The 26,037-nt window shown below is 71.6% G+C and carries 26 protein-coding genes; 19 read left to right on the top strand and 7 right to left on the bottom strand.

All coding sequences use genetic code 11. The features are described from left to right. Positions 1-75 precede the first annotated feature (75 nt). Positions 76-945, bottom strand: coding sequence for a helix-turn-helix transcriptional regulator (locus tag OHT77_RS12935; protein ID WP_328828471.1), 870 nt, complete (start codon positions 943-945; stop codon positions 76-78). Between the two features lie 149 nt (positions 946-1,094). Here OHT77_RS12935 and OHT77_RS12930 point away from each other — a divergent pair, with 149 nt between their 5' ends. The 6 genes from OHT77_RS12930 (at position 1,095) to OHT77_RS12905 (ending at position 5,933) form a co-directional block, all read left to right on the top strand. Next, positions 1,095-1,421: a carboxymuconolactone decarboxylase family protein gene (locus OHT77_RS12930; protein ID WP_328828469.1), complete on the top strand. Its 327-nt coding sequence runs from the start codon at positions 1,095-1,097 to the stop codon at positions 1,419-1,421. A gap of 46 nt (positions 1,422-1,467) precedes the next feature. Next, the gene (locus OHT77_RS12925; protein WP_328828468.1) at positions 1,468-1,875 is read left to right on the top strand and encodes a (R)-mandelonitrile lyase; all 408 of its coding nucleotides are present in this window, start codon (positions 1,468-1,470) and stop codon (positions 1,873-1,875) included. A gap of 37 nt (positions 1,876-1,912) precedes the next feature. Further along, a complete protein-coding gene (locus OHT77_RS12920; RefSeq protein WP_328828467.1) occupies positions 1,913-2,929 on the top strand; it encodes a zinc-dependent alcohol dehydrogenase family protein in 1,017 nt (338 codons plus the stop codon). Positions 2,930-2,958: 29 nt separating this feature from the next. Further along, positions 2,959-3,729, top strand: a complete 771-nt coding sequence (locus OHT77_RS12915; RefSeq protein ID WP_328828466.1) for a glucose 1-dehydrogenase — start codon at positions 2,959-2,961, stop codon at positions 3,727-3,729. A 63-nt stretch (positions 3,730-3,792) separates the two neighbouring features. Continuing rightward, on the top strand, positions 3,793-4,764 hold the full coding sequence (locus OHT77_RS12910) for an aldo/keto reductase (protein ID WP_328828465.1): 972 nt from the start codon (positions 3,793-3,795) through the stop codon (positions 4,762-4,764). 80 nt (positions 4,765-4,844) lie between these two features. Then, positions 4,845-5,933, top strand: a complete 1,089-nt coding sequence (locus tag OHT77_RS12905; protein WP_328828463.1) for an aldo/keto reductase — start codon at positions 4,845-4,847, stop codon at positions 5,931-5,933. Positions 5,934-5,976: 43 nt separating this feature from the next. On the opposite strand, the gene OHT77_RS12900 is transcribed toward OHT77_RS12905, so the two are convergent. Next, positions 5,977-6,969, bottom strand: a complete 993-nt coding sequence (locus OHT77_RS12900; RefSeq protein ID WP_328828462.1) for an Lrp/AsnC family transcriptional regulator — start codon at positions 6,967-6,969, stop codon at positions 5,977-5,979. Positions 6,970-7,203: 234 nt separating this feature from the next. Between OHT77_RS12900 and OHT77_RS12895 the strand changes: the two genes are divergently transcribed. After that, positions 7,204-8,046 (top strand): PhzF family phenazine biosynthesis protein, encoded by an 843-nt coding sequence (locus OHT77_RS12895; protein WP_328828461.1) that lies wholly within the window; start codon positions 7,204-7,206, stop codon positions 8,044-8,046. Between the two features lie 9 nt (positions 8,047-8,055). On the opposite strand, the gene OHT77_RS12890 is transcribed toward OHT77_RS12895, so the two are convergent. Next, complete coding sequence (locus OHT77_RS12890) at positions 8,056-8,502, bottom strand: Lrp/AsnC family transcriptional regulator (protein ID WP_328828460.1); 447 nt, start codon at positions 8,500-8,502, stop codon at positions 8,056-8,058. A 208-nt stretch (positions 8,503-8,710) separates the two neighbouring features. Here OHT77_RS12890 and OHT77_RS12885 point away from each other — a divergent pair, with 208 nt between their 5' ends. Next, entirely contained in the window at positions 8,711-9,898 is a 1,188-nt protein-coding gene (locus OHT77_RS12885) for a trans-sulfuration enzyme family protein (RefSeq protein ID WP_328828459.1), read from the top strand. Positions 9,899-10,249: 351 nt separating this feature from the next. Beyond that, positions 10,250-11,284 (top strand): amidohydrolase family protein, encoded by a 1,035-nt coding sequence (locus tag OHT77_RS12880; RefSeq protein ID WP_328828458.1) that lies wholly within the window; start codon positions 10,250-10,252, stop codon positions 11,282-11,284. Positions 11,285-11,343: 59 nt separating this feature from the next. On the opposite strand, the gene OHT77_RS12875 is transcribed toward OHT77_RS12880, so the two are convergent. Then, complete coding sequence (locus OHT77_RS12875; RefSeq protein ID WP_328828457.1) at positions 11,344-11,793, bottom strand: MarR family winged helix-turn-helix transcriptional regulator; 450 nt, start codon at positions 11,791-11,793, stop codon at positions 11,344-11,346. Positions 11,794-11,872: 79 nt separating this feature from the next. Between OHT77_RS12875 and OHT77_RS12870 the strand changes: the two genes are divergently transcribed. The 8 genes from OHT77_RS12870 to OHT77_RS12835 all read left to right on the top strand — a co-directional run bounded on the left by OHT77_RS12870 (position 11,873) and on the right by OHT77_RS12835 (position 19,120). Then, the gene (locus OHT77_RS12870; RefSeq protein ID WP_328828456.1) at positions 11,873-13,003 is read left to right on the top strand and encodes an ABC transporter permease; all 1,131 of its coding nucleotides are present in this window, start codon (positions 11,873-11,875) and stop codon (positions 13,001-13,003) included. 82 nt (positions 13,004-13,085) lie between these two features. Next, the gene (lpdA, locus tag OHT77_RS12865; RefSeq protein ID WP_328828455.1) at positions 13,086-14,507 is read left to right on the top strand and encodes a dihydrolipoyl dehydrogenase; all 1,422 of its coding nucleotides are present in this window, start codon (positions 13,086-13,088) and stop codon (positions 14,505-14,507) included. Positions 14,508-14,678: 171 nt separating this feature from the next. Then, on the top strand, positions 14,679-15,080 hold the full coding sequence (locus tag OHT77_RS12860) for a sortase-dependent protein (protein ID WP_328828454.1): 402 nt from the start codon (positions 14,679-14,681) through the stop codon (positions 15,078-15,080). Then, positions 15,077-15,703, top strand: a complete 627-nt coding sequence (locus OHT77_RS12855; protein WP_328828453.1) for a class F sortase — start codon at positions 15,077-15,079, stop codon at positions 15,701-15,703. Before OHT77_RS12860 ends, OHT77_RS12855 begins: the two co-directional genes overlap by 4 nt. Positions 15,704-15,741: 38 nt before the next feature. Beyond that, positions 15,742-16,233, top strand: coding sequence for an RNA polymerase sigma factor (locus OHT77_RS12850; RefSeq protein ID WP_328828452.1), 492 nt, complete (start codon positions 15,742-15,744; stop codon positions 16,231-16,233). Then, on the top strand, positions 16,217-16,735 hold the full coding sequence (locus OHT77_RS12845) for a hypothetical protein (RefSeq protein ID WP_328828451.1): 519 nt from the start codon (positions 16,217-16,219) through the stop codon (positions 16,733-16,735). The genes OHT77_RS12850 and OHT77_RS12845 overlap by 17 nt, the downstream gene beginning before the upstream one ends. Before the next feature lie 134 nt (positions 16,736-16,869). After that, positions 16,870-18,492: a carboxylesterase/lipase family protein gene (locus tag OHT77_RS12840; protein ID WP_328828450.1), complete on the top strand. Its 1,623-nt coding sequence runs from the start codon at positions 16,870-16,872 to the stop codon at positions 18,490-18,492. A 100-nt stretch (positions 18,493-18,592) separates the two neighbouring features. Then, positions 18,593-19,120, top strand: a complete 528-nt coding sequence (locus OHT77_RS12835) for a hypothetical protein (protein WP_328828448.1) — start codon at positions 18,593-18,595, stop codon at positions 19,118-19,120. On the opposite strand, the gene OHT77_RS12830 is transcribed toward OHT77_RS12835, so the two are convergent. Continuing rightward, positions 19,113-20,267, bottom strand: coding sequence for a serine hydrolase domain-containing protein (locus tag OHT77_RS12830; protein WP_328828446.1), 1,155 nt, complete (start codon positions 20,265-20,267; stop codon positions 19,113-19,115). The genes OHT77_RS12835 and OHT77_RS12830 overlap by 8 nt on opposite strands. Before the next feature lie 305 nt (positions 20,268-20,572). On the opposite strand from OHT77_RS12830, the gene OHT77_RS12825 reads away from it, so the two are divergent. Continuing rightward, a complete protein-coding gene (locus tag OHT77_RS12825; RefSeq protein ID WP_328828445.1) occupies positions 20,573-21,856 on the top strand; it encodes an alginate lyase family protein in 1,284 nt (427 codons plus the stop codon). A 53-nt stretch (positions 21,857-21,909) separates the two neighbouring features. Then, positions 21,910-23,856 (top strand): sigma-70 family RNA polymerase sigma factor, encoded by a 1,947-nt coding sequence (locus tag OHT77_RS12820; protein ID WP_328828443.1) that lies wholly within the window; start codon positions 21,910-21,912, stop codon positions 23,854-23,856. Between the two features lie 138 nt (positions 23,857-23,994). Here the strand turns inward: OHT77_RS12820 and OHT77_RS12810 are convergent, their stop codons facing one another. Together OHT77_RS12810 and OHT77_RS12805 are read right to left on the bottom strand one after the other, a co-directional pair. Further along, positions 23,995-24,681, bottom strand: a complete 687-nt coding sequence (locus tag OHT77_RS12810) for a glycerophosphodiester phosphodiesterase (RefSeq protein ID WP_328828441.1) — start codon at positions 24,679-24,681, stop codon at positions 23,995-23,997. Between the two features lie 19 nt (positions 24,682-24,700). Then, positions 24,701-25,768, bottom strand: coding sequence for an adenosine deaminase (locus tag OHT77_RS12805; RefSeq protein WP_328828439.1), 1,068 nt, complete (start codon positions 25,766-25,768; stop codon positions 24,701-24,703). Positions 25,769-26,037: the final 269 nt, after the last annotated feature.

Here is a 26,037-nt window from a genome sequence, read left to right as displayed (position 1 = left end):
CCGCGCTTCCGACAACGATGTCGGAGGCGCGGCCTGCCGCGTACACCCTGACCCGATGGCGGCCGGCGCTCCCCGTCACAGCTCCGCGGTGCTGTCCTGGTCCAGGGTCGCCGCCCAACTGGCCAGCAGCTGAAGACTGTCGTGGGCCGGGGTCCCCGGCTCCGCGCTGAGAGCGGTGAGGGTCAGGCCCGGCTCGGTCGGGATGGGCATCGCCTCGAAGGGGAGGGCGAGTTCACCCACGGCGGGGTGGCGGAAGTACTTGACGCCGGTCTGGTGCAGCCGTACGTCATGCGCCGCCCACAGAGTGCGGAACTTCTCGCTGCGGGTGGAGAGTTCACCGACCAGGTCGGTCAGGTCCCGGTTGTACGGGTCGCGGCCGGCCTCGGTGCGCAGCAGGGCCACCGCCCCGGCGGCCTGACGGTCGAGCTGGGGCAGGAAGTCGGCGGCACCGGGGTCGAGGAACTCGTACCGGGCGAGGTTCACCGGCCGGACCGGGTCGGCGAACACCGGGGCGTACAGCGCGCGGCCGAGCCGGTTGGTGGCCAGGATGTCGAGGCGGCGGTTGCGGATGAACGCCGGGGCCTCCGTCATCGCGTCCAGCAGGTGCTGGAGGCTCGCGCGGATCGGCTGCGGTGCCCGTCGGCGGGCCGGGCGCCGGGTCGTGTTCGCCGTACGGGCGAGGTCGTCGAGGTGGGCCCGCTCGGCGTCGTCGAGCTGGAGGGCGCGGGCGAGGGCGTCGATGACGGGCTCGGAGACCCCGGAGAGGTTGCCGCGCTCCAGCCGGGCGTAGTACTCGGCGCTGACACCGGCGAGCAGCGCGACCTCTTCCCTGCGCAGCCCCTTCACGCGCCGGTTGCCGGTGTGGACCGGCAGGCCCGCCTGCTGCGGCGTGATCTTGGCGCGGCGGCTGGTCAGGAACTCGCGTACCTCGCTCCGGTTGTCCATGGTTTCGAGGCTACGTCGGCTCGCCCGGCGGTGTCTCCGGCCTAGGGGTGTACTGGCAGTACACGTATCAACGAGTCCTTCCCCGCGCCCGTGACCTGCAGTTCCATCGGTGGTGGCGCAGACCGCGCCGCAATGGAGAGGACACGACGATGACGGACAAGACCCGGCCCCAGGGCCCGCGCGAGCTGTTCGGGGACATCGCCCCCGCGCTCGCCGGCTACAGCGAGGACGTGCTGTTCGGGCAGGAGTGGAAGAGCCCGGAGCTGTCCCCGAGGGACCGCAGCCTGGTGACCGTGGCCAGTCTCGTCACCAGCGGCAGCAGCGAACAGCTCACCTTCCACATCCCGCTGGCCAGGCAGAACGGCGTCACCGAAGCGGAGATCGTCGGGACGATCACGCACATGGCGTTCTACGCCGGCTGGCCCAGGGCGATGTCGGCCCTGAACGTGGCCCGGGAACTGTTCCGGACGGCCTGACCCCCTTCTCATCCCCCCCACGCCCACGCAAGGAGCCCGTACCACCATGGAGATCCTCAAGCAGCCCGCCACCATGAAGCTGCCGCCCCACATGTTCGCCGGTGACGTCTGGGCGGACGTGATCCACCGGGGCGAGGAGCCCTCCCGGGCTCGGGCCAACCTGGTCCGCTTCGCCGCCGGCGCCCGCACCGCCTGGCACAGCCACGGCCTGGGGCAGACCCTGCACGTCGTGTCCGGAGTCGCCCTCGTCGGCACCCGCGACGGCGTGATCATCGAGGCCCACCCGGGCGACACCATCGGCTGCCCGCCCGGCGAGGAGCACTGGCACGGTGCCACCCCGGACCGGTTCATGGAGCACCTCGCCCTCTGGGAGGGCGACGACGTCGACTGGCTGGAGCACGTCACCGACGAGCAGTACGGCGGCCCGCGCACCAGCACCCGCGCCTCCGACTGACCTTCACACCACACCCCCCACGGATTCAGGAACACCCATGCGCGCAACCGTGATCCACGCCCCCGGTGACATCCGGGTGGAGAACCTCCCCGAGCCGAAGCTCCTCGCCCCCACCGACGCGGTCATCCGCACCGTCGCCGCCTGCGTCTGCGGCTCCGACCTGTGGGACTACCGGGGCATCAACCCCGTGTCCGCGCCTACCCCGATCGGCCACGAGTACGTCGGCGTGGTCGAGGAGACCGGCGCCGAGGTGAAGGACATCAAGCCCGGACAGTTCGTCATCGGCTCCTTCTTCGCCTCCGACAACACCTGCGCGATCTGCCGCGCCGGGTACCAGACCTCGTGCCCGCACAAGGAGTTCGTCGGCGGCTGCCAGGCCGAGTACATCCGCGTCCCCCTCGCCGACGGCACCCTCGTCGCCCTCGACGGACAGCCCGACGAGGCCCTCGTGCCGAGCCTGCTCACCCTCTCCGACGTGATGGGCACCGGCTGGTACGCGGCCGTCGCCGCCGAGGTGCGCCCCGGCGCCACCGTGGTCGTGGTCGGCGACGGCGCGGTCGGCCTCTCCGGTGTCCTCGCCGCCCGCGAACTCGGCGCCGAGCAGATCATCGCGATGAGCCGCCACGCCTCCCGGCAGCGCCTGGCCACCGACTTCGGCGCCACCGACATCGTCACCGAACGCGGCGAGGACGGCGTCGCCCGCGTCAAGGACCTCACCGGCGGCCTCGGCGCCGACTCCGTCCTGGAGTGCGTCGGCACCCAGGAGTCCATGACCCAGGCGATCCGCTCCACCCGCCCCGGCGGAAACGTCGGCTTCGTCGGCGTCCCGCACCAAGTGGCCGTCGACGGCGAGGAGTTGTTCTTCTCCCACGTCGCCCTGCGCGGCGGCCCCGCCCCGGTGCGCCGCTTCCTCCCCGACCTGATCGACCGCGTCCTGGACGGCCGTATCGAACCCGGCAGGGTCTTCGACCTGACCCTGCCCCTGGACGACGCCGCCGAGGGCTACCGCGCCATGGACGAGCGTCGCGCCGTCAAGGCCCTGCTGCGCCCCTGACCCACCGACCCACGAAGGAAACACCTCTCATGACCCCGACCTACGACTTCCACGGCCAGGTGGCCCTCGTTACCGGCGCCGCCTCCGGCATGGGCCTCGCCACCGCCCGCGCCTTCGCCGAGGCCGGCGCGGCGGTGGTCCTGGCCGACCTCGACGAGAAGGCCGTACAGCACGCGGCCGAGGACCTCGCGGCGGCCGGTCACCGGGCGATCGGTGTCGTCTGCGACGTCACGGACGAGGCACAGGCCGCCGCGATGGTCGACCGCGCGGTCGCGGAGTACGGCCGCCTCGACATGGCGTTCAACAACGCCGGTGTGCAGGCCCCGCCCAGTGACGCGGCCGACGAGACGGCCGCCGACTTCGACCATGTCAACGCCGTGAATCTGCGTGGCGTTTGGGCCGCCCAGAAGCACGAACTGCGCCGGATGCGTGAGCAGGACAGTGGCGGCGCCATCGTCAACTGCTCTTCCCTGGGCGGGTTGGTGGGGCTGCCCGAGCGTGCCGCCTACCACGCGTCCAAGCACGGGGTGATCGGCCTGACCAAGAGCGCGGCGGTCGAGTACGCCCCCAAGGGCGTCCGGATCAACGCCGTTTGCCCCGGCGTCATCGACACCCCGATGGTCGCGGACATGCTCGAAGGGCAGGCCGAGGCCATGGCCGAGATCATGAAGCAGCAGCCGATCGGACGGCTGGGCCGGGCCGACGAGATCGCGGCGGCCGTCCTGTGGCTGTGCAGCCCCGGCGCGAGCTTCGTGGTGGGTGTCGCACTGCCCGTCGACGGCGGATACACCACGCACTGACCGACCCGGAAGTGCACCGACTCCGCCGCACGGAGCCGTACTTGACCGCGAAGGAGCCCCACCATGGAGTACACCCGACTCGGCACCACCGGCCTGAAGGTGAGCCGCCTCGCCCTCGGCTGCATGAGCTACGGCGATCCGACCGTCCCGCGTGCCCACCCGTGGGCGCTGACCGAGGACAGGGCCGCGCCGTTCTTCCGGCAGGCCGTCGAGCTGGGCATCACCTTCTGGGACACCGCCAACGTCTACCAGGCGGGCACCTCCGAGGAGTTCGTCGGCCGCGCGATCCGCGAGTACTCCCGGCGCGAGGACATCGTGCTGGCCACCAAGGTGCGCGGGAAGATGCACGACGGTCCGGGCGGTGAGGGCCTGTCCCGCAAGGCGATTCTCGAACAGGTCGACGCCTCCCTCACCCGCCTGGGCACCGACTACATCGACCTCTACCAGATCCACCGCTTCGACGACGACGTCCCGGTCGAGGAGACGATGGAGGCCCTGCACGACATCGTCAGGGCGGGCAAGGTCCGCTATCTCGGGGCCTCTTCGATGTACGGGTGGCAGTTCGCCAAGCTCCAGCACGCGGCCGACCTCGGCGGCTGGACCCGCTTCGTCTCCATGCAGAACCAGTACAACCTGCTGCGCCGCCAGGACGAGCCCGAACTCATGGCCCTGTGCGACGACTTGGGCGTGGGCCTGGTCCCGTACTCCCCGAACGGCAAGGGCCGCCTCGCCCGCCCCGTCGGCGAACAGAGCACCCGCTCCACCACCGACCACGTCGTGCGGGCCTTCGACAGCGAGCACGACGAGCCCGTCATCGACGCCGTCCAGCAACTCGCCGAGGCCCGGGGCGTCCCCATGGCCGGGATCGCCCTCGCCTGGGTCCTGCGCAACCCGCTCGTCTCGGCGCCCATCGTCGGCGCCACCCGGCCCCACCACCTCCAACAGGCCGTGGACGCACTCGCGTTGCAGCTCACCGACGAGGAAGCGGGAGCCCTGGAGGCCCCGTACGTCAACGCCGGCCCTTCCTGGTTCTGACCCCGAGACGCACCCGGGCCAGGGCACGGCCCTCTCACCTCTCTCCAACTCCGCTCCGGCAGAAGGGCGTTCAGAAACTCATGCGCTACCGCACCCTCGGCACCTCCGGACTCGCCGTCTCCAAGCTGGCGTTCGGCACCATGAACTTCGGTACCGAGAACACCGAGGAGGAGTCGTTCGCGCTGCTCGACGCCTTCATCGAGGCCGGCGGCACCATGGTCGACACCTCCGACGTCTACGGCGGCGGGCTCTCCGAGCAGATCATCGGCCGCTGGTTCGCGGCCCGCCCCCGCGAGACCACCGACCGCGTCGTCCTCGCGACCAAGGGCCGTTTCACCACCGGCCCCGACGTCAACGACCTCGGCCTCTCCCGCCGCCACCTCCACCGCGCCCTGGACGCCTCGCTGCGTCGCCTCGGGGTGGAGACCGTGGACCTCTACCAACTGCACGGCTGGGACGCCCACACCCCGGTCGAGGAGACCCTCTCCTTCCTCGACGACGCCGTCCGCGCCGGGAAGATCCACTACGCGGGTCTCTCCAACTTCACCGGCTGGCAACTCCAGTTGACCGTCTCCACCGCGAAGGCGATGGGCGTCCACGTGCCGCTCACCCTTCAGCAGCAGTACAGCCTGCTGTCGCGGGAGAGCGAGTTCGAGATGGTCCCGGCCGCCCTGCACAACACCATCGGCCTGCTGCCCTGGTCGCCGCTGGCCGGCGGCTTCCTCACCGGGAAGTACCGGCGCGGCGCCACCCCGGCGCCGGACACCCGGGCCGGTTCCGCGAACGAGCTGTACCAGTGGGTGTCGGCCGAGTACGCGTCCTCGGACCGCAACTGGGCCATCATCGACGAGGTCGTCCGCGTCGCCGGGGAGAGCGGGGCAACTCCCGCCCAAGTGGCACTGAGTTGGATCGCCGACCGCCCGGGCGTGGTCGCCCCGATCTTCGGCGCCCGCACCCTGAAGCAGCTCCATGACGGTCTCGGCGCCGTCGCCTTCACCCTCGACGCCGAGGCGACCGCCGCCCTCGACAAGGTCAGCGCGCCGACCCCGGGCGGCTATCCGTACGGCGCGTTCGGCACCAGCCAGCGCGACCGCCGGCTCCAGGGCGGCGCCCAGGCACTCGGCGACCTGGTCGGCAACGGCTCCGAACATCCCACAGGGCGCCGGTAGTTCAGCCGTTGTGTCAGGGGCCCGGACCAGCGGAAGAGCTGTGTCAGAGACTGCCCGGCCGGACCAGTCCCGTTCTCTTCACACCGCTCAGGATGGGCGTGACCTCCAGCGTGGTGACGTGGGGGAGGGCGCCGATCGTGTCGTTCAGGAAGTGGTAGAGGGCGTTGAGATCGGCTGCGGCGACGGCCACCAGGAGGTTGGCGTGGCCGGTGGTCGCGGAGGCGAAGCGGACCTGGGGGTGGCGGCTGAGCCGGCGGCCGGTCTCCTCCAGGCCGCCGGGAGCGACCGTGATCCACAGCAGGGCCTCGGTGCGGATGCCCAGCCGGGCGAGATCGACCTCGGTCGCGAGCCGCACGACCTGGCCTTCGACCAGCGCGTCCAGCCTGCGGCGGGCGGTGAGCGGGGTGGTGTCGGCGCGGCGGGCGAGGTCGGCGTAGGAGGCGCGGCCGTCCTCGGTCAGGGCGGTGATCAGCGCGTGGTCGAGGGGCTGGAGCGTGGGGTGGGCGGCCGGGGTGCCGGTGTCGGGGCGGGGGCTCTTCGGCCGCAGGCTGGTCAGTTCGGCCTCCGTGAGCAGGCCGCCGCTCCAGTCGAAGGCCGCCGGGAAGACCCGTAGCAGGATGTGGGAGGTCCATGACTGGACCGACGGGGTGGCCGGGAGATCGCGCAGGAGCAGCGAGTTGCGCGCGTCGGGACCGTCCAGGAACAGGATCGTGCAGATCTCGTCGCCGCCGCCGAGGACGTCCACCCACACGGTGTCGGGGCGGCGGGCCAGGGTGGCGGCGATCGCGCCGATGTGGTGGGGCCGGCAGCGGATGCGCAGGGCCAGCGGGATCAGGTCGGGGAACCACACCGGGTTGCGTACGGCGGTGGCGCGCAGCGTCCTGTCGTGGAACAGCGGGGCCGCGCGCCGCACCACCGTGCGCTCCGAGATGTCCAGGACGCGCCCGACCGTACGCCAGGAAGCCCTCGGCGAGGCCAGCATCGCGGCGGCGATCCGGCGGTCCGTCTCGTTCAAGGGGTGGCTTGTTCTCGCCATGTTCCTTGACCCTCTGTCCGGTATCCGCGCCTCGGGCTTCTCTTCCTGGCTCACTTCGATGCTCCCAGCCGGAATCGGCGCAGGGCAACCGGGCCGGAGAACGGGGAGGCGGGTCGGGTCCGGGTGCCCTGGGTCAGGCCACTTTGTCGGGGGTGGCTCTGTTCCGCTCGGGTGGGCGACCGCTGGGATGGGGGCGGGACATAGTGGGAGCCGTTCGGAAGGGGCTTGATGACCATGCCGCGCAGCCGTTCGTTCATGCAGGTCGACGTGTTCTCCACCAGCCCCTGTTCCGGCAACCCGGTCGCGGTCGTCCTGGACGGGACCGGCCTGAGCGACGAGGAGATGCAGGGACTGGCGCGCTGGACGAACCTGTCCGAGACCACGTTCCTGCTGCCGCCCACCGTCCCCGAGGCGGACTACCGGGTGCGGATCTTCACCCCCGGGGGCGAGTTGCCGTTCGCCGGGCACCCCACCCTCGGGTCCGCGCGGGCCTGGCTGGAGGGCGGCGGCACCCCGCAGGACGACGAACGCGTCGTGCAGGAGTGCGGCGTGGGCCTGGTCACCGTGCGCCGTGGCGAGGACGTGCTGTCCTTCGCCGCCCCGCCACGCCTGCGGGAGGGGGCGCTCGACGAGGATCAACTACTGCGGTTCGTGGGCGCGTTGGGGATCGAGCGGGACCAGGTCGTGGCCCATGAGTGGGTCGACAACGGTCCCGGGTGGGCCGTCGTCCGGCTGTCCACGGCCGCGGAGGTCCTCGCCCTCGAACCCGACTTCTCCCTCGTGCCGGACGCGATGGTCGGGGCGATCGGGCCGCACCCCGACGGGTCCCGGCACGCGTTCGAGATGCGGACCTTCGCCCCCGGCGCCGGTGTCCCCGAGGACCCCGCCTGCGGCAGCATGAACGCCGGTGTCGGCCAGTGGCTCACCTCCACAGGCGCCGCGCCCGCCTCCTACCGGGTCTCCCAGGGCACGAGGCTGGGCCGGGCCGCGAGCATCGAGATCACCGCCGACGCGGACGGCACGGTATGGGTCACCGGCGCGGCCGTCGTCCTCATCAGCGGCACCATCACCCTCTGACCTGCCCTCCTATGCGTCGGTGTCGGCGGTCAGCGTCTTCATCGTGACGTAGCTCGTCACCGTGGCCACGGCGGGCAGGGTCGCCAACTGGTTGGCGTGGAAGTCCTCGTAGGCCGGGAGGTCGGCCACCTCGACCTGGAGCAGATAGTCGAAGTTGCCGGTGATGTGGTGGCAGGCGACCACCTCGGGCAGCCGGGTGACCCCCTGCTCGAACGCGACCACGTCGGCCCGCGTGTGCCGCACCAGCCGTACGCCCGCGAAGACCCGCAGACCACGGCCGACGGCGGCCGGGTCGATCAGCGCGCGGTAGCCGCGGATGACCCCGGCCTCCTCCAGCTGGCGCACGCGCCGCAGACAGGGGGAGGGGGAGAGGCCCACCCGGGCGGCCAGGTCGTTGTTGCTGATGCGGCCGTGCGTCTCGAGCACGGCCAGGATCGATCGGTCCACGTCATCCATGGCGGCAGAATATTGCGCGCTGAGCCTCACTACCACAATTCCGCGCCCATGAGGCGCGCAATTTGCTGCCAAAGTTGCCGCGAACCGGGCACATCGGGCTGCCGGTCGGTCACGCTTCATGGAGTCCCCGCCTCAGGGAATCGGGCCTCCCGGATTCCCACCTCATGGGGTCACGCCGACGGTCCACGTCCACGGAAGGGCGGCAGCCATGCCGGGCAAGAGCACGATCACCGTTCACGCCGATCGCGAGGTCCACCCCAGCCGTGCCGTCGCGCCGCCCATCTTCCAGACGGCGGCGTTCTCGGCCGAGGACGGCGAGACCTTCGCGCGAGGGGCCGTGGAACCGCGCGGCAAGGACTTCTACACCCGCTTCGGCAACCCGAACCACGCCCAAGTCGCCGCTGTCGTGGCCGAGTTGGAGAACACCGAGGCCGCCATGGTCACCGCGTCCGGGATGGCCGCGCTCACCACGGCCGTGCTGGCCCTGGTGTCCGCCGGTGACCATGTCATCGGGCAGCGGTCCACCTACGGCGGCACCGCGTCGGTGCTGCTGAACCTGCTGCCCCGTCTCGGTGTGACGACCACGCTGGTGGACCAGACCGACCCGGAGGCGTTCGCGAAGGCGCTGACCCCGCGGACCCGGCTGATCCTCGTGGAGACCCCGAGCAATCCGCTGCTCCAGATCACCGACCTGCGCGCCGTGGCCGAACTCGCCCACGCGCAGGGGGTGTTGACCATGGCGGACAACACCTTCGCCACCCCGCTCAACCAGCGCCCGGTGGACTTCGGCATCGACCTGGTCTGGCACAGCGCGACCAAGTACCTCAACGGCCACTCCGACGTCTCCGCCGGAGTCCTGGCGGGCCCGGCCGAGATCCTCGACCGGATATGGGACGTCGGCCTCCTCACCGGCGCCACCCTCGGCCCGATCGACGCGTGGCTGCTGCTGCGCGGGATGCGGACCCTGCCCTTGCGGATGCCGCGGCACAACGCCAACGGCCTGGCGCTCGCGGAGGCGCTCGCCGCGCATCCGGCGGTGACGGCGGTGCACTACCCCGGGCTGGCGTCCCACCCCCAACACAAGCTGGCCGTCGACCAGTTGAGCGGCTTCGGCGGGGTCCTCGGCGTCGAGTTCGCCGGTGGGTTCGCGATGGCCGACGCCTTTCTCGGCCGGCTCCGCTACCCCCGCCGGTCGGCCAGCCTCGGCGGTGTGGAGTCGCTGGCCGTGCATCCGGCGTCCATGTGGCGCGGGATGCTCAGCGAGGAACAGCTCGCGGAATCAGTGCCGTTGGGCCTTGTCCGGCTGGCGGCCGGCACGGAGGACACGGCCGATCTGGTCGCGGACGCGCTCGCTGCGGCCGACGCGGTGCTCGTCACCGATGCGGCGGACGGCTGAGCGACCACACCCCAACACCCCTTTCCTGAGCCGGAGTTCGGAGCCCCAGCCAACCCCCTGTCACTTCACTAAGCCCCCCACGCGTAAGGAGCCCCCCATGAAGACCCTGCTCACCGGCGGCACCGTGCTCACCATGGACCCGGCCGTCCCCGATCTCGTCCGCGGTGACGTGCTGATCGAGGACGGCGTGATCGTCGAGGTGGCCGCGCGGATCGACGCACCGGACGCCGAGGTGATCGACGCGACCGACCGGATCGTCATGCCGGGGTTCGTCGACAACCACCGGCACAGCTGGCAGACCGCGTTCCGCGGCGCCGGGCGGACTGGACGTTCCCCGAGTGGGCGCAGGCCATGCACCGCACGGTCAAGCCCCACTACCGGCCCGAGGACGTCTACGTCGGCACCCTGCTCGGCCGCCTGGAGGCCCTGCACTCCGGGGTCACCACGATGCTGGACTGGTACCACGTCGCCCAGACCCACGACCACGAGGACGCCGCCGTCGCCGCCCTGCGGGACGCGCGGGGACGGTCCGTCTTCTGCCTCGGCGCGGGCTGGGGCACCACCGACCCCGTCGACGCCGACATCCGCCGCGTCCGCGCCGACCTGACCGGCGAAGGCCCGGTCACCCTGGCCCTTGGGCTGCGCGGCCCCGACGACACCGACATGGACACCGTCGCGCGGGAGCTGAAGCTGGCGGACGAACTCGGCCTGCGCACCAGCCTGCACGTCGACCCGAGCGGAACCAGCCGTACCGTCGCCGATCTCCGCGAGCACGGCCTGCTGCGCGGGACCACCACGTTCGTGCACGCCAACGGCATCACCGACGAAGAGCTGCGGATGCTCGCCGACGCCGGCGCCTCCCTGTCGGTCAGCCCGGACGTCGAACTGAAGATGGGCTTCGGATCGCCGGTCACCGGGCGGGCGTTGGCGGCCGGCGTGCGCCCGACCCTGTCCGTCGACGACGTCCCCTCGGCCGGTGGCGACCTGTTCTCCACGATGCGTACGGCCTTCGCCGTGCAGCGCGGTCTCGACGGCGGCCTGCGCTCCCGTGACCTGCTGGAGTTCACCACGATCGACGCGGCCCGCTCCTGCGGACTCGACGCCCGCACCGGCAGCGTCACCCCCGGCAAGGATGCCGACCTGATCCTCCTGCGCACCGACGACCTCACCGTGTTCCCGGTCACCGACCCGGCGGGCAGCATCGTCAGCGCGGGACACCCCGGGCTGGTCGACACCGTCCTCGTCGCCGGTCAAGTGGTCAAGCGGGACGGTGAGTTGGTGGGCGTGGACCTGCCCGCACTGCGGGCCCGCCTGCTCGCCTCCCGCGACCGGATCGCGGCGGCGGCGGGCATCCCGGTCGACGGCACGTGGCAGCCGGTGGGGTGAGCGGTTCGGCGCCGGTGCGGCGCGACGTGGTGGTCCGGGAGCGGCGCCGGTCCGGCGCTTCAGGACAGGTCGCCCTCCAGCGCCGAGGGATTCAGCGACGCCAGCAGCTTGAGCAGCAGCGTGTGGGTCTGCTCCTGCTCCGCCGGTGTCAGCACCTGGAGCGCCTCGGCGTGCGCCGCGTCCACGATCTCCGCCGCCTCCGCCGCGAGCCGTACGCCGGCCTCCGTGGCGTGCAGACGCTGGGTGCGCCGGTCGCCGGGTGTGGTGCGGCGCTCCAGCACGCCCCGCTCGACCAGTCCGTTGACCGCCGTACCCATGGACTGCGGGGTGATCGCCGCCCGGCGTGCCGCGGTCGCGCTGGACACCCCCGGGTCGAGGACGGCCTGCATCAGGGCCCGGTGCTGGGCGAGCGTGAGCTGGAGCGGGCGCAGGGCGCGCTCCATCCGGGCCGCCATGATCTGGCCGATCTGCCAGGCCACATAGCCGGTGCGGCGGTCTGGATGTTCCACGGAACGGACCTCTTTTTGGAAGGCAGCTGATTGTGATGTACAAATATTATCAGTTGCCTTCTAATCGAGGACCGCTCCGATGTCCCAGCACGTCGCACACCAGGCCACCGGCCCGACCGGCTCCACCGGCGCGACCCGCGCCGCCCGGCACCCGCACAAGCACGCCCTGGACGTGGCCCACCCGCCGCCCGGCCCCGGGAACACGCGCGCCGTCCTGCTCCCCGTGGCGGTCGTTCTGCTGATCGGCGCCGTGTTCGTCAGCGTCTATCTCGCCGCGTTCCACGCCCCGAAACCGCACCAACTCCGCGTCGGCACAACGGAGATAGGCAGCGCGCATGCCCATCTGGCGCAGGACCTGGAGCGCGTCGCCCCGGGCGGCTTCACCGTGGAGACCTACCCGGACGAGTCCGCCGCCCGCGACGCCGTACAGGACCGGCAGGTCTACGCGGCCTACCTCGGCGACGGAAAACTCCTCTACGGCAGCGCCAACGGAGCCGCCGTCACCGCCACCGTGACCACCGCCTTCGGCACCGTGGCCCACGCGGAGCAGCACGAACTCGCCGTCGAGGACGTCGCCCCGGCGGCAGCGGGGGACACCCGGGGCCTGTCCGTGTTCTACGCCGCCTTCGGCCTGGTCCTCGCGGGCTACCTCTTCGGCATGACGACCTACCAACTCGCGCCCCGCCTCCAGTACCGCTGGCGGATGACCAGCCTGGCCCTCTTCGGCGTCGTCGGCGGCCTCCTGATCGCGACCATCGCCGGAAGCACCGGCTTCGGCGCGCTGCCGGGGTCGTTCCTGCCGCTGGTCGTGGTGATCTCCCTGATGGGCGCGGCGGTCGCCGCCACCACCATGGTCCTGCTGCGGCTCTTCGGCTCGGCCGGCGTCACCCTCGCCTCCATCCTGATGCTGATCCTCGGCAACAGCACCAGCGGCGGCATCATGCCGTCGGCGTACCTGCCGGGCTGGCTGCGCCCGCTCTCCGAGATCCTCCCGGTCGGCGTCGGCGTCCGCGCGATGCAGGGCCTGTCCCGCTTCCAGAACGACGGCCTGACCCGCGCCCTGGTGATCCTCCCGGTGTGGGTGCTCGGCGCCGTCCTCGTGCTCTACCTCAAGGACGTGTACCGGCGCGGACCGCGGGCCGGGACACCGGAGCCGGAGCCGGTGCAGGAACCGGTGCCGGTGTCGGCGCCGGGTCCCGCGACCGGCTGATTTCGCCTGATCGTCCCCGGACGCGGCATCCTGGACACCGTAGAGGATCTACATGGACCTCCTCTCGGGAAAGGACCTTCCGATGGACCAGCAGGACGCGCAGGACGAGCGGTTCGATGTCGTCGTACTCGGTGCGGGCCCCGGCGGCTATGTGGCCGCCGTCCGCGCCGCCCAACTCGGCAAGCGGGTCGCGGTCGTTGAGGAGAAGTACTGGGGCGGTGTCTGTCTGAACGTGGGCTGCATCCCCACCAAGGCCCTTCTGCGCAATGCCGAGTTGGCGCACATCTTCACCCGTGAGGCGAAGACCTTCGGCATCAAGGTCGAGGGGGAGGTCTCCTTCGACTACGGCGAGGCGTTCAGCCGCAGCCGCCGGGTCGCGGACGGCCGGGTCAAGGGCGTCCACTATCTGATGAAGAAGAACAAGATCACGGAGATCGACGGCCGCGGCACGTTCCTCGACGCGCACACCCTCCAAGTGGCGGGCTACGACGGCGAGTCGCGCACGATCGGCTTCGACCACTGCATCATCGCGACCGGCGCCACGCCCCGGCTGCTGCCCGGCACCAAGCGCACCGCGCGCGTGGTCACGTACGAGGAGCAGATCCTCGCCGACGACCTCCCGCAGTCGATCGTCATCGCGGGCGCGGGCGCGATCGGCATCGAGTTCGCGTACGTCCTGCACAACTACGGCGTGAAGGTCACGATCGTGGAGTTCCTGGACCGGATGGCGCCCCTGGAGGACGTCGAGGTCTCCACCGAACTCGCCAAGCAGTACCGCAAGTTGGGCATCGACGTCCTCACCTCCACCCGCGTCGAGTCCATCGACGAGTCGGGCCCGCAGGTCCGCGTCACGGTCACCGGCAAGGACGGCACCCAGCAGGTCCTGGAGGCCGACAAGGTGCTCCAGGCGATCGGCTTCGCCCCGAACGTCACCGGCTACGGCCTGGAGAACACCGGCGTACAGCTGACCGAGCGCGGCGCGATCGACGTCGACGGGCACTGCCGTACGTCCGTCCCGCACCTGTACGCCATCGGCGACGTCACCGCGAAGCTGATGCTCGCGCACGCCGCCGAGTCGATGGGGATCATCGCCGCCGAGACCCTCGCGGACGCGGAGACGATGGAGCTGGACTACGCGATGATCCCGCGCGCCACCTACTGCCAGCCGCAGATCGCCAGCTTCGGCTACACCGAGGCGCAGGCACGGGAGTTGGGGCACGACGTCAAGGTCGCGAAGTTCCCGTTCACGGCCAACGGCAAGTCGCACGGCCTCGGCGACACCACCGGTTTCGTGAAGCTGATCAGCGACGCGAAGTACGGCGAGCTCCTCGGCGGCCACCTCATCGGCCCCGACGTCACCGAACTCCTCCCCGAACTCACCCTCGCCCAGCAGTGGGACCTCACCGTCCACGAGGTCGCCCGCAACGTGCACGCCCACCCGACGCTCGGCGAGGCGGTGAAGGAAGCGGTGCACGGCCTGGCCGGACACATGATCAACATGTGACGCGCGGGCCAACGGGCCTTCCACGCCCGCCGGATGACCCTCCGCGCGACTTTGCCATCCCTTTACAACCCGCCCTCCCGCTGCCTCGTCTCTCCGCTCGATCAGTGACCCGCCCCGCCGCCCGGACCGCCCGATGGTCCCGGCGGGGCGGCCGACGAGAGAGAGCGATTCATGCGCCGAACTGTCCTGAGCGCGCTGGCACTTGCCTGCGGCGCCGTCCTGGCGAGCACCGCGCCCGCGTTCGCGGACGGGGCCTCCACGACCCCGACCCGCGCCCCGTCCGCCGCGCCGTCCGCGGTGCCGAGCGCTACCAAGGCGCCGACCCCGGTCCCCAGCGACGCACCCTCCCGGAGCGCGAGCACCGCGCCCTCCGCCGAACCGTCCGCCGCGCCCAGCCAGGGCCGCGGCCAGGTCGCCGTCGTCCCGAGCGGCGCCCCCGACACGGGTGTCGCCCCGGCGGCCAAGGCGTCCGGCGACCTGACCACCGGCCTGGCCGGCGGGGGAGCCGCCGCGCTGGTCGTCGGCGGCGGCGCCTTCGTCGTCGTACGGCGCCGGAGGACGACCGGCGTATGACCTCGCTCTCCAGGCGCGCCTTCGTCGCCGCGGCGACGGCGACGCTGCTCGCCGGCTGCGGCGGCGGGCACGCGACGACTTCGACCACGAACTCCGCCACGGAACAAGGGAGTTCGGCGAAGAAGCAGTCCACACCCTCCGCACCGCTCGCCGGCAGGGCGGCGCACGCCCTGGCCCGTTCCGTCCCGGTCACCCTGCGGGTCCCCGCGATCGGGGTCGACACCCCCGTCATGCGACTGGGACTGGCCTCGGACGGCACCGTGCAGGTGCCGCCGATCACGGCCCACGACCGGGCGGGCTGGTACCGGAACTCGCCGACACCCGGGCAGACCGGGCCGTCGGTGATCCTCGGGCATGTGACCGTCGGCGCCTACGGGGACGGCGTGTTCCGTCACCTCGCGAAGCTGCGCAAGGGCGACCGGATCGAGGCGGGCCTGGAGAACGGCACGACGGCCACGTTCACCGTCACCACCGTACGGACGGTCGCCAAGGCCGACTTCCCGTCGGACGAGGTGTACGGGAACGTGGACCGTCCCGAACTGCGTCTCATCACCTGCGGAGGGACCCGTACCGGTACGGGCTACCTGGACAACGTGATCGTCTTCGCCGCGCTGACCGCGTAGCCCCGCGTGGCCCATCCCCGTACCGACCATGGAGAGTGTTGAAACGGTCCCGCGAGCGGGCAGCGTCCGAACTGTTCGCCGCCGTCTATCCGCGTCTCGCCGGCTGGTGCCGCCGTCTCGTCGACGACGACGAGACGGCCCACGAGATCGCCTCCGAGGCGTTCACCCGGCTCTGGGCCCGCTGGACGAAGGTGGCGGAGCCGCGCGGTTTCCTCTACGTCACCGCGGCGAACCTCGTCCGGGACCACTGGCGCAAAATGGAGCGCGAGCGCCGGGCGGTCCGCCGCGCCACCACGGAGGAGGCGGTCCGCCCACCGACCGAACAGGAAGACCCCTCGGTACGGCTGCTCGTGCAGTCGCTGCCCGAACGGCTGCGCGTCCCGATCCTCCTGCACTACTACGCCGACATGACGGTCCGGGAGGTGTCCGTGCTGACCGGACGCAAGGAAGGAACCATCAAGGCCGACCTCCACGCGGCCCGCGAACTGCTCCGTGCCCACCTGAGGAGAAGCGTTGACCACACACTTTGACGAGGGAGACGAGGGCCCGGACATCGACCCCGACGACCCCCTCACGGTCATCCTGCGCCCCTCCTCGGACTACCTCGGCCCACCCCCCGGCCGCTACGAGACGATCCGCCGCGGCGCCCACCGCCGCCGCCTGCTCCGCGCGACGATCGGCGCCGGCGCGACCTGCGCGGTGATCGTCCTGGCCGCCCTCCCGTTCCGCCTGGCCCACCACGACACACCTACGACCCCCACGGTCCCGCTCGCCCCACCCCCCGCGAGCAGCAGCCCCACCCCCACGCCCGCGCCCGCCCAGTCCGCGGCCAAGTCCCCGAGCCCCACCGCGATCCCGAGATCCCCCGTGGACCCCCGCGTCCCGAGCCGCACACCGATCCCGACCACGGAACCGTCCAGGGTCCCGACGTCCCCCTCCGCCTCGGCATCCGCACCCGAGACGGCGACCGGCGCGGCCTCGCGCTCGTCCCGCACCGACGCGCCGTCGGCCGTGGCGACCACCGCGCGGTAACGCCTGCGCCCACAGCGGCAATTGCAGCCAATCCTGTCGCGCATCTTGCCGACAATATTGCCAAGCGATTACACACGTGGGTCATGGGAAGGACGACCACACTCCGCAGCAGAGTCCGTACCACCCTGGCAACCGTGAGCGTGCTCGGCCTCGGGTTACTGTCCCCGATCGCCGTCCACGCACTGAAGTCCCCTCCCGCCCAAGGGAGTTCGCACAGCTCCTCGCTGGTGGTGACCACCGCCGCCGGCAAGGTCGCAGGCCGGGCCCAGACCGGCTACGACGCCTGGCTCGGCATCCCCTACGCCGCCACCCCCACCGCCGCCCACCGCTGGACCGCGCCCGGGCCGGCCCCCGCCTGGCACGGCGTCCGCGACGCCACCCGCTTCGGCGACCGCTGCGCCCAGGCCTCCGGCTGGGACCCCGGCTACGAGAAGACGATCACCACCGAGGACTGCCTCGACCTCAACGTCTATGCCCCGCAGGGGAGCCGGGCCGACACCCCGGTCGTCGTGTGGATCCACGGCGGCGGCTTCACCGGCGGCGCCGGCCAGGACACCAACCCGCGCAAGTTCGTCCAGCAGACGGGCGCGATCGTCGTCACCGTCAACTACCGCCTGGGCCCGCTGGGTTACCTCAACCTGCCGCAGCTCCGCGCCGAGAGCGCCAACGGCGCCGGGAACTACGGCCTGTTGGACCAGCAGGCGGCGCTGCGCTGGGTGCGGTCCAACATCGGGCACTTCGGCGGCGACAGCAGGAACGTCACCATCGCCGGCCAGTCCGCGGGCGGCAGTTCGGTCTGCGACCAGCTCGCCTCGCCCACCGCGAAGGGCCTGTTCGCGCGGGCGGTCGTCATGAGCGGCAGTTGCGGTCTCCAGACGGCGGCGGCCGGCGAGACGCAGAGCCAGGCCTTCGTCAAGGAGATCGGCTGCGCCGGCGCCCCCGACGTCCTCGCCTGCCTCCGCGCCAAGCCCGCCTCGGCGATCGTCGCCGCCCAGCTGAAGGCCCCGGTCCGCCCGTCCCTCGGCGGCACCGCCTTCCCGCTCGACCCGGCGACGGCCGTACAGACCGGCAACTTCACCAGGGTCCCGGTCATGCTCGGCCAGACCGACAGCGAACGCGGCCTGTTCACCTTCCAGACCTACGACTACCTCGGCACCCCCATGACCGCCGACCAGTACACCCAGGCCGTGCGGTCGACGTACGGCACCAACGCCGCCAAGGTCCTCGCCGAGTACCCGCTCTCCGCCTACCCCACCCCCGGCCAGGCATGGACCGCCGTCCAGAACGGCTCGACCTCCTACGACCGCCAACAGCTGATGGCACGGCTGTCGCGGTGGGTGCCGACGTATGCCTACGAGTTCGCCGAGAGCGACACCCCGCACTTCACCTCGATCTACCGGCTCCAGCAACAGAGCGCCACGGCAAGGGACTTCCCCTTCGGCGGAGCCATCCACGTCGACGACCTCGGCTACCTCTGGGACTACCTCGGCCAGACGCTGCCCTACGACGACGACCAACTGGAGCTGTCCCGCCAGATGATCACCTTCTGGGACCGCTTCACCACGACCGGCGACCCGAACGGCCCTGGCACCCCGACCTGGCCGAAGTACACGCTGGCGACCGGCGAGTTGATGTCCCTGAAGGCCTGCGACACCGCCCCGTCGAGCGACAGCCCCCCGGCGGCCTGCTCCAGGTCCACCCGCGACTTCGCCCAGGAACACGACCTGGACTTCTGGCAGAGCCTGGGGTCGCCCTGACGTATCCGACACCCAACACCCGACACCCGGCTTTCGGCCTCAGGCACCTGGCTTCCGGGATTGTTTTGAACGTGTTCAATTCTCGGCGTAGGCTGCCCTCATGAGCGACAGAGCCGCCCTCCTGAAGGGCATCCGCGCCTGGCTGGTCCTGTTCGTCGTCTGTCTGGTGCTCAGCGGCGCCACCGCTTTTCCACTGGTCCACGAACTCCGGTGGACCGAGGACGTGTTGAGGTCCCTGTCCGTACCGCACTACCTGCCCACCCTGATGGACTGGATCGTGCAGGTACGGCAGGGCCTCGACACCGCCGAGACCGACTACCCCTTCCTCCTCTACGGCACCGACTGGCTGGCCTTCGCACACCTCGTCATCGCGGTCGCTTTCTACGGCCCCTACCGCGACCCGGTCCGCAACATCTGGGTCGTCGAGTTCGGGATGATCGCCTGCGCCGGCATCGTCCCGCTCGCCCTCATCTGCGGGCCGATCCGCGGAATCCCCTTCTGGTGGACGGTGATCGACATGTCCTTCGGGGTCATCGGCATCGTCCCGCTGTACGTCGTGCGGAAGAAGATCAAGCGCCTGGAGGCCGTGACGCTCGCCCCGAACACCGCCCTCACGGCGGCTACTTGAGCGCGGCAAGCGCGATCCGTTCCGCCACCGCGTTCATCGACTCGCCCTTCGCGTCCGTCGAATTGACCGAGTAGACAAGAGTGCGGGACAGGTCCCTGGTGGCGACGACGACGGCGCTGTAGCCGTACCGGGCACCGGACTTGAGCCAGTACACCTTGCCGCCGTACTCGAAGCGCTGGAGGCCCGCGCTGTAGCTGGCGCCCTCGATGCCCGCCGGGACCGTGAACATCTCCCGGAGCTGCGGGGCCGGCACGATCCGGCCCCGGAACAGGGATGTGATCAGGCGCTCCAGGTCGGCGGTCGTCGAGATCATGTCGCCGGCCGCCCAGCGGTCCGCCTGGTCCCAGTCGGTGACGTCCACGAACCGCGTTGATCCGTCCGCCTGTCGGACCAGCTGGTAGCCGTGGTTGTGCGGGCCCCGGATGCGCGGGTCGGTGCCGGGGAAGTACGTGTCCCGCATGCCCGCCGGGCGCAGCACGAGCCGGGTGGCCTCCGAGGCGTAGGAGTGGCCGGTGACCTTCTCGATCAGGAGGCCGAGGATCGTGTAGTTGACGTTGAGGTAGTCCTGCTGCTCGCCGGGGCCGAACTCCGGTCCCTTCGCCACCGCCGACGCCACCACCTGCCGCGGCGTGAGCGTGTCGAAGCGGTGCGCGTACTGGTCCTCGAAGGCGTCCCCGAAGCCGTCACCGGCCTGGATCCCGCTGGTGTGATTCAGCAACTGCCGTACGGAGATGGGCTCGAAGGCCTTCGTGAGGAGCCCCGGCAGGTAGTGCTGGACGGGGGTGTCCAGGTCGACCTTCCCCTGCGCCGCGAGCCGCAGCACGGTCGCCGCCGTCACCACCTTCGTCGTCGAACCGGCCCGGAACCGCGCGTCGGGATCGGCCGCGGCACCGCTCTCCAGGTCGTGCACACCCGCGCTGCCCCGCCACGCCCCGTCGGTCCCTCCCACCCGCACGAGCGCCGCCGTCGCGTCGGCGTCCGGAAGCCCGGCGAGCGCGGCCCGCAGCGCCTCGGCGTCCGGTCCGGCCGACGCCCGCGCGGTGGCCGACGGCGACGCGGCGAACGCGGGGACGGCCAACGGCCCTGCGGCCAGGGCGAGTACGAGGGAGGCGGTGAGGACGGCGGTGGTGCGGTGGCGGGGGCGCATCGGCTGCTCCTGCGGTCTGGTCTCCGGCGGGTGTCGGTGATCAGCCTTGTCCGGTACGGCAGTTCGCGGATCGTCGGCGAGGAGGGCGTCCGCCCCTAGGTCGCCCCCGAGCAATTGCCGTACCGCACAAGGGGGTTGCCGGGGTTGCCCCCTACGGGATCCAACTCGGCGCGACGAAGCAGAAGTTGCGCCCGGCGCCGAGACCGGCCGGTCTTGAACTCGGTGCCGGAAAAACTGTTATCGCGGGCGGCTTCACCCCGTCTCCCTCTGCGTCCCCCGTCTCTTCACGCACCGGAGCCACGCACATGGCCACCAGCGCACCCCAGCGCCCCAACAAGCACCGCCTCACCCGCCGGGGCCTGTTCACCCTCGGCGGCGGAGTCGCGGCGGCGGGAGTCGTCGGCGCCGGGATCGCCGCGTTCACCGGCGACGGGGCCGACGCCGCGCAGACCGGCACCGCCGTCGGCACCCCGACCGCCCGCCCCCAGGTCCTCGTGCACCCGGGCATGCTGCACAACGCCGGTGACCTGCACCGCGCCAAGGTCCGCGTCGCCGCCGGCAAGGACCCCTGGCTGAAGGGCTGGACCCGGCTCACCGACAACCGGCACTCCGCGAGCGACTGGCAGCCCCGTCCGCAGGCCGTCGTCGTCCGCGGCGGTACCGGCCAGAACTACGTCACCATGTACAACGACATCCACGCCGCCTACCAGAACGCCCTGCGCCGGCGGATCGGCGGCACCAGGGCCAACGGCGACACGGCGGTCGCCATCCTCAACGCCTGGTCGGCCACGCTCACTTCGGTCAACGGCAACGCCGACCGCTTCCTCGCCGCCGGCATCTACGGCTACCAGTTCGCGAACGCCGCCGAACTCGTCCGCGACCACCCGCGGTTCGACCTCACCCGCTTCAAGAAGATGATGCGCACGGTGTTCACACCGATGAACATCGACTTCCTAACGAACCACAACAGCGCCAACATCACCAACTACTGGGCGAACTGGGACCTCTGCAACGTCGCCTCCCTCATGGCGACCGGCATCCTCTGCGACGACCGCGCCACCTTCCAGCGCGCCGTCACCTACATGAGGTCCGGCGCGGGCAACGGCTCCTTCAAGCACGCCATCCCCTTCGTCTACGGCGGCCAGGACCTCGCCCAGTGGCAGGAGAGCGGCCGCGACCAGGGCCACACGATGATGGGCATGGGCCTGATGGGCGCGATCTGCGAGATGGCCTGGAACCAGGGCGTCGACCTCTACGGCTACCTCGACAACCGGTTCATGAAGGCCGCCGAGTACGTCGCCAAATACAACCTCGGCGGGGCCGTGCCCTTCACGACGTACGGCTGGCGCACGGGCCAGGGCAACGGCACGTACAGGGAACAGCCTGTGATCTCGGACATGGCGCGCGGCGCCGTTCGTCCGGTGTGGGAGATCCTGTACCACCACTACGCGCGCCGACGACGCCTCTCCGCCCCGTTCATCACCCTCATGGCTGAGAAGGTGCGTGCGGAGGGCGGTGGCGGCGACTACGGCCCGAACAGCGGCGGTTTCGACCAACTCGGCTTCGGGACGCTGCTGTACAGCAAGTGACACCGTCGTACACCGAGTGACATCGAGAGACACCGGGGAGGGTGAGGAGCGACGTGGACGGGCGGCAGTGGCACGCCACCATCGCGGCGGCACAGGCCGGTGACCGGCGGGCGCTGGACGAACTGGTCGCGGGCTGGCTGCCGTTGGTCTACAACGTGGTCGGCCGCGCCCTCAACGGCCACGCCGATGTGGACGACGTGGTCCAGGAGACGATGCTCCGCGCCGTCGACCACCTCGGCTCGCTCCGCGACCCGGACAGCTTCCGGTCCTGGCTGGTGGCCATCGCCATGCGCCAGATCCGGGACCGGGCCCGCCGCACCTCCCCGGACCGGCTGCCCGACGGCCTGCCGGGCGACGCCGCCGACTTCGCCGAACTGACCGTCCTGCGGCTTCAGTTGGAGGGCCAGCGGCGCGAGGTCGCGGAGGCGGTGCGCTGGCTCGACGACGAGGACCGCCAACTCCTCTCCCTGTGGTGGCTGGAGGTCGCGGGCGAACTCACCCGCCGCGAACTGGCGTCGGCCCTCGGCATCAGCCGCCAGCACGCAGCCGTCCGCGTCCAGCGCATGAAGGAACGCCTCGAAACCGCCCGTGCGATCGTCCGCGCTCTCGACACCGCCTGCCCCGACCTCCGCGCCACCACCGCCCGTTGGGACGGCCGCCGCGACTCGGTCTGGCGCAAACGCCTCGCCCGCCACCTGCGCGGCTGCGCCCGCTGCGGCGACCCACGCGAGTCCGTCGTACCGGCGGAACGCCTCCTCGTCGGCATCGCCCTGGTCCCGCTCCCCCTCGGCTTCACACTGTCGCTGGCGTTCGGCACGAAGACGGCGGCGGCTGCGGCGGGGGTTGCCGGGGCGGCCTTCGGGGCGGGGGCGAGCGGGGCGGCCGGTGCCGGCGGGGTCACGGGCGCGGCGGGCGCTTCTGGCGTTGCCGGTTCCGGAGGCGTGTTCGGTTCGGGGGGAGCCGTAGGGGCGGCGGGCTCGGCGGGAGCGGCCGGGGCCACCGGTGCGGCGGGCGCTTCGGGCATCGGAGGTTCGGCAGGGGCCGCCGGCGGGTCCGGGGCCGCGGGTTCGGCGGGAGCGTCCGGGGTCGCCGGTTCGGCCGGGGCTCCCGCCGGCTGGTCCGCCAAGCTGCTCGAGGTGTTGGCCAAGCCCGCCGTAGCCGTGGCGGCAGGGGCGACGATCGCGGCGGGCGGCGTCTACGTCGTCACCCAGTCCCCGAACGACCCACCCCCCAAGGCCCTCGCCCCCACGGCGGCGGCCACCGCACCCGGCCCGGGCGCCGGCACCCCGACGACCTCCGCGTCCCCCTCACCACCCCTGTCCCGGTCGCCCTCCCCGTCCACGCCCCCGTCAAAGAGGACGACGACCACCGGCCCCTACGGCTCGGTCGTCGACGCGGTGGACCGGGCACCGGACCCCGATGAACTGCCCGCCGCCCTCCCGCACCGCCCCGCGTCCGGCGTGACCAGCACCGGCGGCGCGCACGCCACGCTGAACCATCGAGGGGACAACGTGACGCTCAGCGGCCAGGGTTACGTCCTCGTCCGCTGGCAGATCTCGCCGCAGTACCGCAACGGCACGGTGGTGATGCCGAGTTGGACCGCCCTGAAGGGCAAGCTCTTCCACGTGGCCTCGGGCGGCGGCCGACGCATGGACGACCCGGTCAGCACCACCGACACCACCGCCACCGGCATGGGCAACTCCACCACCGGCTACGACGTCCTGCCCACCGGCACCCAACAGATGTGGCAGAACGAGTACTTCTACGTCGACGGCAGCGTCACCCTCACCGTCAACGAACGCGGCGCCGACTACGGCCTCAACGTCTTCCCCACCACCTGGGACGCCGTGGAGAAGGACATCACCACCGGCCCCACCCGGGGCGCGACCCGCTATGGCCTGACCCGGGACACCGGCAAGGACAACACCCCGATCCCGCAGTACGTCACCCGCACGACCCCCGCCGACCCGGCGACGGTGGCTCAGGAGTCCCGCGTGTAGTCGTCCTGCGCGGCGTGCGCGAACGCCCACGCCCCGAACACGTCGATCGGGTCGAGCAACGTCCGCCCCAGCGCGGTGAGTTCGTACTCCACACCATCGCCCCGCCAAGAGAGTCGGCGGGGCGGACCGGCAGAACCCTCAGCCCTTCTTCCTGAGCCCGCACAGCACGTCGACACGGTTCGTGGTGATCGAGTCGACGCCCATGTCGAGGAGCCGGCGCATCGAACGCCGGGTGTCCGGGGTCCACACCGACAGCAGATAGCCCTCACGGTGGATGTGCGCGGTGAGGTCCCGATCGACCAGCGTGAAGCGGTAGTTGAGCCAGCGCGGCCGTACCGCGTCGAGCACCGCGGGGCGCGGGGGAGCGAGGGAGGTCCAGGTCAGGGCGATCTCGGCGGAGGCGTCGGCCGCGCGGACGGCGAGCATGGCGTCGGCGCCCGCGCAGTAGTACACACGGTCCGCCGCGCCGTACTCGCGGATGCCGTCCACGATCCGGCGCACGGCCCGCTGGTTGGCGGGGCCGGGCAGGTCGACCATCACCCGGCTGCCCTCGGTCGCGGCGAGCGCCTCGGCGAGCGTCGGCACCTGGCCGTCGGTGAGCCCGCGCACCTCGTCCACCGACAGCGAGGCGAGCGGACGTTCCACCTCCCACAGCCGTTCCAGCGTCTCGTCGTGCAGCAGCACGGGTACGCCGTCACGGGTCAGCCGTACGTCGAACTCGACTGCGTCCGCGCCCTGTTCGAGCGCGGAACGCAGCGAGTCGATGGTGTTCTCGCGGACACGGTAGGGGTCGCCGCGATGGCCCACGGCGGTCACGTTCTGCATGGGCCCATTGTGCTGGTTGTCAGGGCGCGAGCCACGCGGAGGTGTAGGTGTCGATCTCCTCGTCGATACGGGCCTTGCCGGCCGCGTCGAGGAAGGAGGCGCGCACGGCGTTCTTCGCGAGGTCGGCGACACCGCGTTCGTCGAGGTCGAGGAGGCGGGCGGCGACCGCGTACTCGTTGTTGAGATCGGTGCCGAACATCGGCGGGTCGTCGGAGTTGATCGTGACGAGCACGCCCGCGCGGGTGAACTCCCTGATGGGGTGCTCGTCGAGCGTGCGGACCGCGCGGGTGGCGATGTTGGAGGTCGGGCAGACCTCCAGCGCGATGCCGTGCTCGGCGAGGTGGGCGAGCAGCTTGGGGTCCTGGGCGGAACTGGTGCCGTGCCCGATGCGCTCGGCGCGCAGGTCGTTCAGCGCGTCCCAGACGGTTTCGGGCCCGGTGGTCTCGCCGGCGTGCGGCACGGAGTGCAGCCCGGCCGCGATGGCCCGGTCGAAGTACGGCTTGAACTGCGGCCGGGGCACACCGATCTCGGGCCCGCCGAGCCCGAACGACACCAGCCCCTCAGGACGCACCCGGTCATCGGTGGCGAGCCGCACGGTCTCCTCGGCGGCTTCGAGCCCGGCCTCACCGGGAATGTCGAAGCACCAGCGCAACACGGTCCCGAACTCGGCCTCCGCCGCCTTGCGGGCGTCCTCGATCGCGTCCATGAAGGCGCGGTCGTCGATCCCGCGGTGCGTCGACGAGAACGGCGTGATCGTCAACTCCGCGTACCGCACCTGCTGGCGGGCCATGTCCCGGGCGACCTCGTACGTCAGCAGCCGTACGTCCTCCGGGGTGCGGATGAGGTCGACCACGGACAGGTAGACGTCGATGAAGTGCGCGAAGTCCGTGAAGGTGAAGAAGTCGACCAGGGCCTCGGGGTCGGAGGGCACCTTCGTGTCGGAGTGCCGCGCGGCCAGCTCCGAGACGATCCGCGGGGAGGCGGAGCCGACGTGATGGACATGCAGCTCGGCCTTCGGCAGCCCGGCGATAAAGGCATGCAGGTCACGGGCCTGACCGGCGGCGGGTACGGCGCGTTGGTCGGACAAGGTTCCTCCCCGGAACAGCGCCCCGGCCCAAACCGGCCGGAACGCGGGTGATCGGCTGATCGATGACTCGGGATCATCGTAGGCCGGGGTGGGGACGGGGGACGGGGTGAGGTGTGGAGGGGGTGAGCGGGGCCGGGGGTTGGACGGGGGCCCGGGGTGTGCGCCGGGTTGAGGGTGGGTGGTCTGGGTTGTGTGCGGGGTGCGGGTGGGTGGGGGTTGGCCGCGCAGTTCCCCGCGCCCCTGGGGGGTTGGGGTGGGGCGGGTCCGGA

This window comes from Streptomyces sp. NBC_00252, from assembly GCF_036187565.1.
In the GTDB taxonomy this organism is placed as follows: Bacteria; Actinomycetota; Actinomycetes; order Streptomycetales; family Streptomycetaceae; genus Streptomyces.
This window is presented reverse-complemented; position numbering and strand designations above follow the sequence as displayed.